This window comes from Ilumatobacter nonamiensis YM16-303 (assembly GCF_000350145.1).
GTDB lineage: Bacteria > Actinomycetota > Acidimicrobiia > Acidimicrobiales > Ilumatobacteraceae > Ilumatobacter_A > Ilumatobacter_A nonamiensis.
The window spans coordinates 1-14,505 of the sequence record NZ_BAOL01000026.1; the positions used below are offsets into that span (position 1 = coordinate 1).

11 protein-coding genes and 1 pseudogene are annotated in these 14,505 nt (G+C 67.3%); 5 read left to right on the forward strand and 7 right to left on the reverse strand.

Annotated elements, in window-relative coordinates:
• Window positions 1-344, reverse strand: a pseudogene (locus tag ON45_RS03680) (hypothetical protein); the annotation flags it as partial.
• 290 nt (window positions 345-634) lie between these two features.
• Between ON45_RS03680 and ON45_RS03685 the strand changes: the two are divergent.
• Window positions 635-3,616, forward strand: a complete 2,982-nt coding sequence (locus ON45_RS03685) for an AfsR/SARP family transcriptional regulator (RefSeq protein ID WP_040492056.1) — start codon at window positions 635-637, stop codon at window positions 3,614-3,616.
• Here the strand turns inward: ON45_RS03685 and ON45_RS03690 are convergent.
• The 5 genes from ON45_RS03690 to ON45_RS03710 all read right to left on the reverse strand — a co-directional run bounded on the left by ON45_RS03690 (window position 3,609) and on the right by ON45_RS03710 (window position 7,631).
• On the reverse strand, window positions 3,609-4,847 hold the full coding sequence (locus tag ON45_RS03690) for a multidrug effflux MFS transporter (protein WP_051062391.1): 1,239 nt from the start codon (window positions 4,845-4,847) through the stop codon (window positions 3,609-3,611). The genes ON45_RS03685 and ON45_RS03690 overlap by 8 nt on opposite strands.
• Before the next feature lie 155 nt (window positions 4,848-5,002).
• A complete protein-coding gene (locus tag ON45_RS03695) occupies window positions 5,003-5,722 on the reverse strand; it encodes a phosphorylase family protein (protein ID WP_040492058.1) in 720 nt (239 codons plus the stop codon).
• Window positions 5,723-5,765: 43 nt separating this feature from the next.
• The gene (locus ON45_RS03700; protein WP_051062392.1) at window positions 5,766-6,245 is read right to left on the reverse strand and encodes a GNAT family N-acetyltransferase; all 480 of its coding nucleotides are present in this window, start codon (window positions 6,243-6,245) and stop codon (window positions 5,766-5,768) included.
• An 8-nt stretch (window positions 6,246-6,253) separates the two neighbouring features.
• On the reverse strand, window positions 6,254-7,132 hold the full coding sequence (locus ON45_RS03705) for a DNA-formamidopyrimidine glycosylase family protein (RefSeq protein WP_040492059.1): 879 nt from the start codon (window positions 7,130-7,132) through the stop codon (window positions 6,254-6,256).
• 70 nt (window positions 7,133-7,202) lie between these two features.
• Window positions 7,203-7,631 carry an SCP2 sterol-binding domain-containing protein gene (locus ON45_RS03710; RefSeq protein ID WP_148288514.1) on the reverse strand — a complete coding sequence of 143 codons (429 nt, stop codon included), beginning with the start codon at window positions 7,629-7,631 and terminating at the stop codon, window positions 7,203-7,205.
• 29 nt (window positions 7,632-7,660) lie between these two features.
• Between ON45_RS03710 and ON45_RS03715 the strand changes: the two genes are divergently transcribed.
• Window positions 7,661-8,371: a hypothetical protein gene (locus ON45_RS03715; protein ID WP_040492063.1), complete on the forward strand. Its 711-nt coding sequence runs from the start codon at window positions 7,661-7,663 to the stop codon at window positions 8,369-8,371.
• Between the two features lie 214 nt (window positions 8,372-8,585).
• The gene (locus tag ON45_RS03720; RefSeq protein WP_040492065.1) at window positions 8,586-9,386 is read left to right on the forward strand and encodes a DUF3097 family protein; all 801 of its coding nucleotides are present in this window, start codon (window positions 8,586-8,588) and stop codon (window positions 9,384-9,386) included.
• Between the two features lie 80 nt (window positions 9,387-9,466).
• On the opposite strand, the gene ON45_RS03725 is transcribed toward ON45_RS03720, so the two are convergent.
• Window positions 9,467-11,560 (reverse strand): sodium-translocating pyrophosphatase, encoded by a 2,094-nt coding sequence (locus tag ON45_RS03725; RefSeq protein WP_040492067.1) that lies wholly within the window; start codon window positions 11,558-11,560, stop codon window positions 9,467-9,469.
• Window positions 11,561-11,770: 210 nt separating this feature from the next.
• On the opposite strand from ON45_RS03725, the gene ON45_RS03730 reads away from it, so the two are divergent.
• Both ON45_RS03730 and ON45_RS03735 read left to right on the forward strand, forming a co-directional pair.
• Window positions 11,771-12,586 carry a succinate dehydrogenase cytochrome b subunit gene (locus ON45_RS03730; protein ID WP_051062393.1) on the forward strand — a complete coding sequence of 272 codons (816 nt, stop codon included), beginning with the start codon at window positions 11,771-11,773 and terminating at the stop codon, window positions 12,584-12,586.
• Window positions 12,583-14,505: a fumarate reductase/succinate dehydrogenase flavoprotein subunit gene (locus ON45_RS03735; RefSeq protein WP_040492068.1), complete on the forward strand. Its 1,923-nt coding sequence runs from the start codon at window positions 12,583-12,585 to the stop codon at window positions 14,503-14,505. Before ON45_RS03730 ends, ON45_RS03735 begins: the two co-directional genes overlap by 4 nt.

Consider the following 14,505-nt stretch of genomic DNA (forward strand, 5'->3'; position numbering starts at 1 on the left):
GCGTTGATCGATGAGTCGGTGAGCTGCGGTGCGGCCGGGGTGGTCGCCTCGGCGTCGGCGGCTGCCTGGAGTCGTGCGGTCTCGGCCGCCTGAGCGCTGGACGCCGTCTCGGACCCCGAGCCGGAATCGTTCGTCGTCGCGAACAGGACGAGCGCCACCGCGCCGGCGATCACGGCACCGGCGATGCCGACCCGCCGCCACTTGTTCGGCGGGTGGCCGCCTGCGTCGGTGGGTTCCCGCCGGTCGACCGCTGGGTCGTCCGGCGGTCGCACGGGGGCGGTGGTCCCCCGGAGCAGAGCGCCGAAGTCGTTCGTGAGACTCGGTGAATCGGAGTAGATGGTCATGGTGAAGGTTCTCCCTGTGCGGTCCGCATCCCGATGGATGAGGTCGTTGGGACCATCGTCGGGTTCCTCGGTGTGCATTGGGTGAGCGAACGATGTGCTCCGGTGAGCGCACGGCGTGTCCTGGATCACGTGGACGACGTGGGCCAACGCTGTCAACATGACCATGAGACTGCCTGTCGCGGCGGGGGCCCCACGGGTGGACAGGGGGCGACGTGTGGGCCGAGACGGCAGAATCGTTACAGGACCCGGGCGACGTTCTCACGTCCGTTCGCCTGCTGGGCCCCACGAGGGTGCGGGTCGACGGCGCCGAGGTCGTCGTCAGCGCGCCGCGTCAGCGAGCCGTTCTGGCGTACCTCGCGACGGCCGAAGGTGAGGCGGTGCCCGCCGACCGCATCCTGGAAGCTGTCTGGGGTGACGACCTCCCGACGACCGGCGTGCGCGCCGTCGCATTTCACATCTCGCGGCTCCGATCGCTCCTCGATCCACGGGGGGACCGAACGACGACGCTGATCGAGACCTCTGCGGCCGGGTACCGCCTCGCGTTCGACCGCCACGCGATCGACGTGCACCGATTCCACGACTCTGTCGATCGAGCGCGCCATCAACTCCCGCACGACCCAGGTGGTTGCGAACGTCGTCTCGTCGACGCGCTGTCGTGGTGGCGTGGGAGACCGTTCGCCGACCTGGGCGACGAGCCCTTCGTCGACGACGAAGCACGCCGACTCGAGCGGGCACGATCGTCGGCTCGGCGGATGCTGGCCGAGGCACGAATGGCGCTCGGCCGCCACCAGGACGTCATCGTCGACCTGTTCGAACTGGTCGAGGCGGAACCGCTCGACGAAGGGCACGTGCGGCTGCTGATGATCGCGCTCCAGCGATCGAATCGGCCCGCGGACGGTCTGCGGGCGTACGGTGAGCTCCGGATTCGACTCGGCGACGAGTTGGGGATCGAGCCCTCACCCGACCTGCAGCAACTTCAACAGCAACTGCTCGTCGGTGAGGCCGTGCCCGGAGAACGCCACGCGGTGCGGCAATCGCCACGCTCGAGCCTTCCGGTCGCGATGACCTCATTCGTCGGACGCGTCGAGGAGGTCGAGGCATTGGGCGCGCTGATCGGTGCGAATCGCGTCGTCACCCTGTGCGGGTTCGGCGGGCTCGGGAAGACCCGGCTGGCGCAGGAGGCAGCGCGGTTCGTCGAGGGCGGCGACGCGGGTGGCGTCCACTTCGTCGATCTGACACTCGCCACCACGCCGGAGGATCTGGCCGACACGGTGCTGACGGCCATCGGTGGGTCGGCAACGGACGAGCATGATTCGGTCTCCGACCTGTTGCGCACGCTGACCGGTCTCGACCTGCTGCTCGTGCTCGACAACTGTGAGCATCTGATCGACGGGGTGGCCGACCTGGTCGCTCGGATGTGTCGGGCGATTCCGGGTGTGCGCGTCCTCGCGACGAGTCGTGAGCCCCTCGGACTCGACGGCGAGACGGTGTGGTCGATGCGCCCGCTCGTCGAGTCCGACGCGGTGCAACTCTTCAGAGCTCGCGCGGGCACGGCCGCTCCCGACCCGGCGGTGGAGGGCGCCGACGAGGAGATTCACCGCCTGTGTGGACGGTTGGACGGAATCCCGCTCGCGATCGAACTGGCGGCTTCACAGCTCGCGGTGATGACCGTCGGGCAGATCGAGCAGCACATGGATCAGCAACTCGACGCTCTGACCGCACACCGTGGGGATGCTCGCCGTCGGTCGCTGCACGCAGTGATCGCATCGAGCTGCGGCTTGCGCGCGGATGGTGACCAGATGTTGCTCGCCCGGCTCTCGGTCTGCCCCTCGGGGTTCGACCTCGACGCCGCGTTCGCGCTCGCCGGGAGCGATGCCGGGCACCACAACGAGGTCGTCGACGGGTTGCGTCGACTGGCGGATTGCTCGCTGGTGGTCGTCACCGACGACGCCGACACACGTCGGTTCCGCATCCTGGCCGCCGTGCGCGGGGTCGCTCAGGAGCGCATCGACCCCGCCGAGCTCGATGCGGCGCGTCAACGGCACGCCGAGCACTATGCGGCGGTCGCCGGCACCGTCTTCGACTTGTGGATCCAGGATCAGGAAGCGATGTTGCGCCTCGGCGATCTGGAGGTCGGCAACCTGCGCGCGGCGATGGCGTGGGCCTTCGAGCACGACCGCGTGCAACTCGGGCTCGCGATCACCCGCGGGGCGCGCATGTACTTCTGGTCGCGACGCATGCACCGTGAGAACATCCGGTGGATGCTCACGGGGATCGAGCTCGGCATCGCCGACGGTCCGGATGGGAGATCGAATGGTGCAGGGGACGCCGTCGAGGTCCTCGACGCCGCAGCGATCGTGCTGATCGAAGCCCACAACGTGGGTGATGTGCGGGCGATCGAGGCCGCGCTCCCATTGGTCGAGCGAGGGCTCGACCGCATCGAGGAACCGATGCTGCGCGGAAATCTGCTGTCGGCCATGGGTGCGCATCTCCAAGCGAGCGATCCGGTCGGGGCGGAACGGTTGCACGCGGACGCGTTCACGCTTCGTCGCCCGTCGGGTGTTCGTGCACTGCCATCGCTCGCCAATCGCATCGAAGCGTCGTGGAGGTCGGGCATTCTCGACGGGTCCGACGTGCTGGCATCCCTTCGACAGATCACCGAAGCGCTCGACGTGGTTCCCGCTCTCGCCACCAAGATCGAGGCCGGCGTGGCGGCGCGTCGGGGAGACTGGGACGAGGTTCTCCGGGTCGCTCAGCTGATGCCTCCTCCCGACGCAGCGACGGAGGTGTCGGTGCAACTGCTGGTCGCCGAGGCGCTCATCGGACTCGGTCGACACGGGGAGGCTGCGGCGTGTCTGGAGGCCTTGGAGGCCGACACGGACGGCAGTCAGCGCGTCCTGTCGGATCTGTTGTGGGCGTCGCTGGAGATCGGTCGAGATCGGGACCTCGGGCGTGTGGTCGATCGACTCGGCGACCTCGTCCCGGTCGTCCACGACGACGAGCCGGTCCCGGCGGTCGCGATGCCGGTCGCGGCTCTGCTCGGTACGGCCGCCGTCGGACTCGGCGACGTCGAGTCGGCAGCCGCGCTGTTCGGGTTCGCCGACTCGGAGCAGCATCGTCTCGGCACCCGACTGCGCCCGGGTGATCGAGTGGCCGTCGACGACGCGGTCGAGCGATGCCGAACGGCGCTGGGCGCCGAGCAGTTCGATCGTCTGCGCGCCCACGGTGCGGCGACGCCGTGGAGTGCGCTGCCGTCACCGACGGTCAGGTGACGACGGCGACTCTCGTCGGTGCGTCGTGGTCGTGATGATCGGTCGCGAGTTCGGGCGAGCGGCGGCGCACGACCGTCACCGTGATCCATGACCCGAAGCACAGCAGCGCCACGCCGACCGAGAACCCCGTCGTCGAATCGGTCACCCGACTGCTGACGAGGGTGCCGAGCACGGCTCCGCCGGCCATGCGTGCGGCACCCGAGAGCGCCGATGCCGTTCCGGCGAGGTGACCGACGGGAGTCAGTGCAGCGGTGTTGAGGTTCGGCATCAGAAACAGGAACGAACCCAACGTCAAGCCGAGCAGCGGCATGTACAGCCAGAAATTCGGGTGCCCGTTGCTGACGACCGACAGCAGAACCGACAGCGCGGTGAGCGGCAGCAGCACCATGAACACGCCGTTCACCAGGCGGTGGATACCGACCCGTTCGACGACTCGACCGTTGACGATGGCGCCCGCAGCGAACAGGGTCGCGACCAGGCCGAAGATGATCGGGAACTGGGCCTCACGATCGAACACGTCAGCGATCAGCAACTCGCTGCTCGCGAGATACGCCGTGAAGACGCCCTGCAGGAAGATCGTCGCGATCGTGTAGCCGGCGGTCACCCGAGTGCGCGCCACCTCGGTGTAGCCGCGCACCGTCGACCCGACGCTGAGCGGCCGGCGGTTCGCCGGATCGAGCGTCTCGCGCAGGCGCAGGCTCCAGAGGGTGATCAACACGGCGCACACCGCGCAGAACCAGAACACCGAGCGCCACGGCAACACGGCGATGATCCCGGTCCCGACGGTCGGTGCCAGGACGGGTACGAGCATGAACACGGCCATCACCTGCGACATCGCAGCGGCCATCGCGGCGCCCTCGAAACGGTCGCGCACGATCGCCGTGGCCACGACGCGGGATCCGGCGGCCCCGATGCCCCAGACGAACCGGCTGAGCAGGAGCAGTTCGAAGGTCGGTGCGAGGGCGGAGCCGATCGCTCCGACCAGGTAGATCGCGCCACCGAGGTACAGAACCGGCTTGCGACCGAAGCGGTCGGCGAGCGGCCCGTAGACGAGTTGGGCCACGGCGAGTCCGAGGAAGAAGACCGTGATCACCTTGCCGGTCTCGGGTGAGCCGGCACCGAGGTCGTAGGCCTCGCGGATGTCGTCGAACGCCGGCAGCATCAGGTCGATGCCGAGCGCCATCAGCGCCATGATCGCCGACACGAGCGTCAGCAGTTCCCGCTGGCTCATCCGATACTGCGTCGGCGACCCCGGCGGGACGACAGGCGCGGAAGAGGTCACTCGACGAACCTATCGGTCGGCACCTCGCCGCTCTTCAGCGGTTGTTCAGACGGACGTCACAGTCCGTTCACCCCGACGGGCCGACGTCGAGGGCTTGGATTCGGTCAGCTCACCGCGACGCGGCAGCCGATCTCCATCATCTGGTCGACGCCGCGCTTGAGTTCGTCGTCGCTGATCCGAACGGCGTCACCGTCGGCTTCACCGATCATGTCGCTCACGGTCATCAGCGCAAGCGCCTCCATGTTCTTGAGCCCGGCAACCGTGTACATCATGGCCGCTTCCATCTCGACGGCGAGCAGACCGAGCCCCTTCCAGAGCGTGAACTTCTCCCAGTCCGGTTCGTAGAAGAGACCCGACGTGACGATCGAGCCGACATGGACCTGGCCCATCGACCCTTCCCGCGTCAGTCGGACCGCGGTCTCTGCGAGGTGGAACGTCGCGGTCGGCGCGATGCAGTCCATTTTCGAGAGTTGGCGCGGTGCGTGATCCTCGGCCGCAGCGCTGAGCGCGATGACCGTGTCACCCATCCCCATGCCGTCGGCCAGCCCGCCGCACGTGCCGACACGGATCAGGCGCTGGACGCCGAGTTGCGCGAGTTCCTCGAACACGATTCCCGCCGACGGGGCTCCCATCCCGGTGGTCTGGACGCTGATCGGTTTGCCTTCGAAGGTTCCGGTGAAGCCGAGCATTCCGCGAACGTCGTTGACCTTGCGGTATCCCTCGTCGAAGAACGTGTCCGCGATGTACTGGGCACGCACCGGGTCGCCGGGACACAGGACGTTGGGTGCGTAGTCGCCGGGCTCGGCACGAAGGTGAATCGCCATTGGCTGGAGACTACGCGGTACGGATCGTCGGCCCGCAGTGCGTCTACCGGGCCCGACGCACCATCGTCGTCGAGCCGTTCGTGCTGTCGTGGACCACGAAGCCGAGGGATCGGTACAGGTGCGCTGCCGAGACGTTCTCGTCGTCGACGCTCAGGCTCATCGTGGGATTTCGGTCGAGGAGGTCGCCGAGCAGACGACGTCCGACGCCGCGGCGCCGCCATTCGGACCGAACGGCCATCCCGAGTTCGGGGATGTCGTCGGAGACGTACCCGTAGCCGGGGTCGAGTGAGTCGAGCCGACGGCACCAGGCCGCTCCCACCGGCACGCCTCCCGACTCTGCGAGCTGAGCATCGTCGCCGTCTCGCTGCCCGAAATCGGTGAGGTAGTGGGCGATCTCGGGGCGGTCGAGCACGTTTCGTGCGAACGGTTGGCCCCCGTCTCGGACGTGGAGCGACTCGAAGAGCATGTCCCACAGGAACGGCACGTCGGCGGTGCGCCACGGTCGGCAGGTCGCCCCGTTCACTGCCGTCTCTACTTCAGGAACTTGCTGGTCGTGTTGTCGGCGAGGATCTTCCCGCCGGTCTGGCAGGTCGGGCAGTAATTGACGGTGTAGCCCGAGTACTCGACCGCGCGGATGGTGTCGGGACCGTGTTCGTCGGATCGTGGGCACTCGTCGTCGGTTCGGTTGTGGACCGCGCTGGTGCGTTGCTTCGACGAACTCATCTCGTCGCGCTCGCGTTCCTCGGCCAATCCGTCCTCGACGCAGGTGGCGATCGCCGCGGCGACGACCTCGGCACCGTCGGCACCCAGTGACTTCGTGGTGGCGAACGGCGACACCCGTGCCGTCCAGCAGATCTCGTTCGCCAGTCGTCGTCCGATGCCTGCGATCATCCGCTGGTCGCGCAGGAAGCCGTGCACGCGCATCGACTTCTCGGCGAACCGGGCCGCGAGTTCGTCGGCGGTGATTCCGGCGGCCTCCGGTCCGAGTTTGTCGACCGGGGGAGTGGCGTCGACCTCACCCGCAGCGACACACCACACGCCCGCTCGTCGTTCCTTGCCCTGTTCGGTGAGGAGCAGTGCGGTCTCGTCGCCCGAACCGTCGTCGCCTTCGATGGGTTCGAACACGAAGCGAGCCTGTCCGCCACGCGGTTTCGCGGACAGCTTCGTGTCGGCGAGCAACCGTCCGCCCTGCATCAGGTGGATGACGAACGTGATCGGCTCGAAGCGGAGAAGCAGATATTTGCCCCGGCGACCGACCGACTGGAGCGCGAAGCCGTACGCCGCGTCCGGTGCCGGGACGGCCGTCTTGAGGGCCGTGAAGTTGAACGGTACGAACTTCGTGAGGACCCGACCGCCGAACTGTGCCTCCAGACGTTCCGCGTGCGCCTCGATCTCGGGCATCTCGGGCATGGGCGAAACCTAGTCGCGCGCTGCAGGGATGGCTTCGCCGTTGTTGCCTGGTCGGACGCGTTCGGTGACGCTAGACGTAGTCGGTGCGCTGGCTGACCGTTGTGAAGACCGCGTCGAGCGCGCCGAAGACGGGTTGCGAGTCGAGCAGCTTCTGCTGATCGCCGAACAGTCGAATCCGACCGCTGACGAACGCCTCTTGGCCGTTCAGGTCGCCGGTCGCCACCGCGACCGCGGTGTCCCAGTCCTGTTCCATCTTCACGTCCTCGGGGTCAGCAGGCCCGGGGCCGACCGAAGCGTCGCCGTCGCGCAACTGGACGTGATAGGTCACGTCGCCCTCGGGTCCGGAACTCACGACCTGGGTCGCGCCGATGGTGTACTGCTTCGCGACGTCACGCATGTGGTCGCTCGCTTCCACGGCGGCACGCATCGCGTTGATCCAGTCGAGGCTGAGATAGCGCACTCGATCTCCGCCGCCGCCGGATTCGGTCGGTGATGACATGTTCGACACGTTCCGTAGTCTGCCTGATCGTGCGTCCGAACGATGGAGATGGACCGACCTCACCGTCCGATCCGATCGCGGAGCGTTGGAGCGACACCCGCCATCCCGGAGCGGTCGAGGAATGGGTCTTCGCCGCGTGGACCCCCGATGCCGACCTCGGTGTCCTGTCGGGTCACCGCATCGTCGGGACGACCGCGTGGTACTGGGCGGCACTCGCGCGTGCGGGTCGTCCGCTCCTGCACATCACCGATTTCGAGGTGCCGGTTCGTGCCGATCCGTTCATCGTCAAAGGCGAAGCCATGTGGGCCGAGCACTTCCGCGACGCTCCGATGGAGCAATGGTCGGTCGGCAACGAGACCTACGCGTCGGCCCTCGACGATCCCGATGACGCACTCGGGCGCGCGTACGGGATTCCGACTCCGATCGCGTTCGACCTGGAGTGGTACGCCGTGGCGCAACCGACGGCGATCGAGCACGGCTACGACCAGGCCGGGGTCGTCCACGGCGCGATCGAGATCCTCGGTGAGTCGACCACGGAGCTCGCGGAGATCCCGGCTCGTCGTTGGCATCGCTGGATCGACGCCGGCGCCGGACGACGCCTCGGGCCGATCGCGCTGCCGCGTGCGGTCGCGCACACCGGGCTTCGCGCTCCGTTCGTCTTTCCCGACCGGACCGTGCTCGATCCGGTCCTCACCCCGTCCGGTTGGCGCTCCCTCCCACACCACTCCGGTGAGATGTGAGACCGACGTTCCCACCCAACTCTCACCGGAACGACCGGGAGGCTCCGTGCGGTGAGATGTGAGATCGACGGGTGGTCTCACATCTCACCGGAGGCCGGGGGACGGGTCCGGATGGCGGGGATGGGGGATGCGGTCGTCACTGGTGCCGCGGTGGGGGCGACGTGTCGTGGCAGACTTCGTGGCTGGTTCCGACTCCAGCGACCACCCCTGACCGATGCGTGACATCCTCGACGAATACGAACAGCAGCGACGCGGCCCGGCGTATCCCGACGTGGTCGTCGAGATGGGAATGCTGGTCGAGGACCGATCGAGTCACTTCACCGGCGACGTCGTCCGCTGGAACGCGGAGGGGGTCACGCTGCAGGATCGTCACGACTACGTGCGTCATTTCGGATGGAAGCCCGGCGGGTTCCTGCTCGAGGGTCGCCCGGTCACGCTCGTTCGTCCCCCGAAGGTGGCAACGGCGTCGCAGCGGATCACCGCGTCGGGTTCGATCGCGGGCGACGGCCGGGCGCAGGTGGCGCGGGCGAGTCGGATCTGGGTCGAGGGCAAGCACGACGCCGAACTGCTCGAACACGTCTGGGGCGACGACCTCCGCGAGTTGGGGATCGTCGTCGAACCGCTCCACGGTGCCGACGATCTCGCTGCAGCGGTGTCGAGTTTCGGCCCATCGCATCAGCGTCGCCTCGGCGTGCTCCTCGATCACCTGGTCGCCGGCTCGAAGGAGACGCGGATCGCCGCGACGGTGAGCGACCCGAACGTGCTGATCACGGGCCATCCGTTCGTCGACGTGTGGGCGGGCATCCGACCGAAGGTGGTCGGCCTCGATGAATGGCCCGAGATCCCGTACGACCCGGAGGTCCCGTGGAAGGAAGGCATGTGCGCGGCCCTCGGTGTGCCGTTCGACGGCTTCTGGCCGAAGCTCCGCAACCGCGTGAACACCTTCGCCGAACTCCGCCCCGAACTCGTCGGAGCGGTCGAGCAGTTGATCGACTTCGTCGCCGAGGCGGACTGATCGAACAGAACGACCCGCCTCGTCGATGACGAGACGGGTCGGCTCAGTTTCCGAAGTGGCCCGGAGCGGACCGGGTGGGCTCAGACGAAGGCGCTGGCGAACACCAGGCTGACGATGGTCATCACCTTCAGCAGGATGTTCATCGCGGGGCCGGAGGTGTCCTTGAACGGGTCGCCGACGGTGTCGCCGACGACGGCAGCCTTGTGGGGGTCGCCGCCCTTGCCGCCGTGGTGGCCGGCCTCGATGTACTTCTTCGCGTTGTCCCAGGCGCCACCCGAGTTCGCCATGAAGATGGCGAGCGCGAAGCCGGTCACGAGCGCACCGGCGAGCAGGCCGCCGAGGGCGTCGACGCTGATGAATCCGACGACCAGGGGAACGACGACGGCGAGCGCACCGGGGATCACCATTTCCTTGAGCGACGCATCGGTCGAGATCGCGACGCAGCGAGCCGAGTCGGGGATCACGCCCGGTTCGCCTTCGCGAAGGCCCGGGATCTCACGGAACTGGCGGCGGACTTCTTCGATCATCTTGTACGCAGCGCGACCGACGGCGTCGATCGTGAGTGCGGCGAAGAGGAACGGGAGTCCGGCACCGATGAACAGGCCGATGAACGTCTCGACCTGTCCGACGTTGAGGTCGAGCACTTCGCCCTCGGCGAGGAGTGCGAACTCGAAGCTCTTGAACAGTGCGAGCGCGGTGAGCGCTGCCGAACCGACCGCGAAGCCCTTGGCGACGGCAGCAGTGGTGTTGCCGAGCGAGTCGAGTGCGTCGGTGACCTCACGGACCGACGGGTCGAGCTCGGCCATCTCGGCGATGCCGCCGGCGTTGTCGGCGATCGGACCGTAGGCGTCGACCGAGACGACCACGCCCGTCGTGGCCAGCATGCCGATGGCTGCGACCGCGATGCCGTAGATCCCGCCGAAGCCGTCGGCCTCGTCGAGGAACGCCAGCTGGCCGCCCCAGTACGCAACGCCGACCCCGATGAGGATCAGGACGACCGAGGCTGCGACCGACACCATGCCGGTGGAGATGCCCGACAGCACGGTGGTGGCCGGGCCGGTCTCGGTCTGCTCGGCGATCTTCTTGACCGGGCTGAAGTGATCCGACGTGTAGAACTCGGCGCACTTGCCGAGCGCCCAACCGACGATGAGTCCACCGATCACCGAGATCGCGAGACCGATCGGCTGATCGAACAGATCGGAGTCGCTGAAGAGCCAGAACGCGGCACCGACGGTGCCGACGGCGGTGATCGCCATGGCGACGTTGGTGCCCATGTGCAGCGCCCGCGCGAGCGCGTGACCCTCGGTGGAGTCGCCGCCCTTGACGAAGAACGAACCGATGATCGAGGCGATCATGCCGATGAAGGCGATCAGCATCGGGAACACGAGCAGGTTGATGTTGCCGTCGAGACCTGCGTCGGAGGCGGCGAGGCCACCGGCGAACGCAACGAGCGAGATCGGTGCGATGATCGAGCCGGCGTACGACTCGAAGAGGTCGGCACCCATGCCGGCGACGTCGCCGACGTTGTCGCCCACGTTGTCGGCGATCGTGGCGGGGTTGCGCGGGTCGTCCTCGGGGATCCCCGCCTCGACCTTGCCGACGAGGTCGGCACCGACGTCAGCGGCCTTGGTGTAGATGCCGCCACCGACACGGGAGAACAGGGCGATCGTCGATGCACCCAGGCCGTAGGCGGTGACGATCTCGAACGCGTCGTCCACCTCGAGCCACGTGACGAACACGAGGTACGTGAGCATCAGGCCGCCGAGGGCGAGCCCGGCCACGGAGAAACCCATCACCGCGCCGCCGCGGAATGCGACCGGCAGCGCCTTGCCCGGACCGGACTTCGCGGCCTCGGTCGTGCGGGCGTTGGCCATGGTGGCCACGGTCATGCCGGCGTAGCCGGCGCCGGCCGAGAGGACCGCACCGAGCAGGTACGTGACCGCTGCGAGGGGAGCGATGACGACCGCGAGGATCACGGCGAGCACGGCGGCGAAGGCGCCGACCCACTTGTACTCGGCGTGCAGGAAGGCTTTCGCTCCCTTCTGGATCTCGGTCATCAGGAAGACCATGCGCTCGTCGCCGGGCGACTCCTTCTCGACGAGCTTGTAGTAGTAGCCGGCGAGACCGAGTGCCGCGAGAGCGGAAATCAGTGCGAGATAGGGAACAACGTCCACGGGGTGGTGCCTCCTGGGCGTACTCGGTCGACGCGTGGTTCGCGGCGAGGTGTGTGGTCGACGGGCTTTCTCCCGGACGACCCGGACCATGATGGCCGGTCCGGGATGCTACGAAGAAATTGCAGCGATCGGGCAGGGTGAGCGTCACAACTTCGACGGTGCGTGTCGATTGGGCCCGCGGCGTCGGCCACCGGGTAGGTTCACAGTTCTATGGCACAGACGTTGAGCCGCGGCCCGGTCTCGGGCACCGCCGTCAAGGCACCGGCGAAGAAGAAACCGTTCATCATCGATCTCTACGCCACGGCCGTTGGCAAGAAGTACGTGATGGCGATCACCGGCCTCATCGGGATCGGTTTCGTCATCACGCACATGATCGGCAACCTCAAGATGTACCTGGGTGTCGTCACCGAGAGCAACGGCGATCAGATCTACGACCTCGACGTGTACGGCGAGTTCCTGCGCGAACTGCTCGTCCCGATCCTCCCGCGGACCTATTTCCTCTGGGGCCTGCGACTCGTCCTCATCGGTGCCGTTCTGCTGCACATCCATGCCGCGTACGGCCTGACCCGGATCAACCACGGCGCCCGCGCCGTGAAGTACCAGTCGGCCCGGGACTACCAGGTGGCGAACTTCGCGAGCCGGTCGATGCGGTACACCGGCATCGTCGTCGGACTGTTCATCATCTGGCACCTGGCCGACCTGACCTGGGGGTTCGCCAATCCCGACTTCGTCCGCGGTGCCGCGTACTACAACCTCGATCAGTCGCTGTCCCGCATCCCGGTCGCGATCCTCTACATCGTGGCCAACATCGCGCTCGGCATCCACCTGTTCCACGGCACCTGGTCGCTGTTCCAGTCGATGGGTTGGAACAATCCCCGATTCAACGCGTGGCGCCGCAACATCGCCATCGGAACCGCAGCGGTGATCGTCGCCGGGAACTGCTCGTTCCCGATCGCGGTCATGGCCGGAGTCGTCGAGTACGACCCGGATGCGGTGACCCATCCTGTCGAGGAGGCAGGCGAATGACCCTCAACCTCGATTCCAAGATCCCCGAAGGCCCGATGGCCGAGAAGTGGTCGAACTACATCGCCGAGCAGAAGCTCGTCAACCCCTCCAACAAGCGCAAGTTCAAGATCATCGTCGTCGGCACCGGGCTCGCCGGAGCATCTGCGGCCGCGACGTTCGGTGAACTCGGCTACCAGGTCGAGACGTTCACGTTCCACGACTCGCCACGCCGCGCCCACTCGATCGCCGCGCAGGGCGGCATCAACGCCGCGAAGAACTACCAGGGCGACGGCGACTCGGTTCACCGCCTCTTCTACGACACGGTCAAGGGCGGCGACTTCCGCAGCCGCGAGGCCAACGTCCACCGCCTCGCCGAGGTGTCGGTCAACATCATCGACCAGATGGTCGCCCAGGGCGTGCCGTTCGCCCGTGAGTACGGAGGGCTGCTCGACAACCGTTCCTTCGGCGGCGCGCAGGTCAGCCGGACGTTCTACGCCCGCGGCCAGACGGGCCAGCAGTTGCTGCTCGGTGCGTACCAGCAGCTGTCGCGCCAGATCGGCCTCGGCAACGTGAAGCTGTGGAACCGCATCGAGATGGTCGACGTGGTGAACATCGACGGCCGTTGCGCCGGCATCGTCACCCGTGACCTGATGACCGGCGAGGTCCGTTCACACGCAGCCCATGCGGTCGTGCTCGCGACCGGTGGCTACGGCAACGCCTTCTTCCTGTCGACGAACGCGATGGCGTGCAACGTGACCGCGGCGTGGCGCGCCCACCGTCGGGGCGCCGGATTCGCGAACCCCTGCTACACGCAGATCCACCCCACCTGCATCCCGCAGGCCGACGAGTTCCAGTCGAAGCTCACGCTGATGTCCGAGTCGCTGCGCAACGACGGACGGATCTGGGTTCCGAAGGATCCCGACGAGACCCGCCCGGCCGCGGATGTGCCGGAGGACGATCGCGACTACTACCTCGAGCGGATCTACCCCAGCTTCGGCAACCTGGCGCCACGCGACGTGTCGTCGCGTGCAGCCAAGCGTGCCGTCGATGCCGGCCAGGGAGTCGGCCCACTCAAGAACGGCGTGTACCTCGACTTCGCCGACGCGATCGGCCGTCTCGGGCAAGACGTCATCGAGGAGCGCTACGGGAACCTGTTCGACATGTACGAGCGGATCACCGGTGAGAGCCCGTACGAGCGCCCGATGCGGATCTACCCCGCGAGCCATTACACGATGGGCGGACTCTGGGTCGACTACGAACTCCAGACCACGGTCCCCGGACTGTTCGCCGCGGGCGAGGCGAACTTCTCCGATCACGGCGCCAACCGTCTCGGTGCCTCGGCGCTGATGCAGGGCCTGTCCGACGGCTACTTCGTGCTGCCGTACACGATCGCGCCGTACCTCTCGAACCTGCTCAACAAGCCGATTCCCGACGAGACCCACGAGGCCTTCACCGCAGCCGAGCAGGAAGCCCGCGATCGCTATCAGGGCTATCTCGACATCGGCGGCACCAAGAGCCCCGACCACTTCCACCGCGAGCTCGGAAAGATCATCTGGGACTACTGCGGCATGAGTCGGACCGAGGCGGGCCTCCAGAAGGCACTGTCGGAGATCCCCGCGCTGCACGCCGAGTTCAAGAAGGACCTGCGTGTCACGGGCGACGGTCACAGCCTCAACCAGACCTTGGAGAAGGCGGCGCGAGTCGACGACTTCTTCGAACTCGGCATGTTGATGTGCAAGGACGCTCTCGTCCGCGAGGAGAGTTGTGGCGGCCACTTCCGTGACGAGTACCAGACCGACGAGGGTGAGGCGCTGCGCGACGACGACGACTTCGCCCACGTGACGGCCTGGGAGTGGAGCGGCGATCCGGAGAACCCGATCGAGAACCGCGAACAACTCGAGTACGAAGTCGTCAAGTTCGCCACCCGGTCGTACAAGTGA

Excerpts from the sequence above, each read along its gene's own strand:
- ON45_RS03690 (WP_051062391.1), bottom strand. The coding sequence starts at position 4,847 with ATGAGCCAGCGGGAACTGCTGACGCTCGTGTCGGCGATCATGGCGCTG.
- ON45_RS03695 (WP_040492058.1), bottom strand. The coding sequence starts at position 5,722 with ATGGCGATTCACCTTCGTGCCGAGCCCGGCGACTACGCACCCAACGTC.
- ON45_RS03705 (WP_040492059.1), bottom strand. The coding sequence starts at position 7,132 with ATGCCCGAGATGCCCGAGATCGAGGCGCACGCGGAACGTCTGGAGGCA.
- ON45_RS03710 (WP_148288514.1), bottom strand. The coding sequence starts at position 7,631 with ATGTCATCACCGACCGAATCCGGCGGCGGCGGAGATCGAGTGCGCTAT.
- ON45_RS03720 (WP_040492065.1), top strand. The coding sequence starts at position 8,586 with ATGCGTGACATCCTCGACGAATACGAACAGCAGCGACGCGGCCCGGCG.
- ON45_RS03730 (WP_051062393.1), top strand. The coding sequence starts at position 11,771 with ATGGCACAGACGTTGAGCCGCGGCCCGGTCTCGGGCACCGCCGTCAAG.
- ON45_RS03735 (WP_040492068.1), top strand. The coding sequence starts at position 12,583 with ATGACCCTCAACCTCGATTCCAAGATCCCCGAAGGCCCGATGGCCGAG.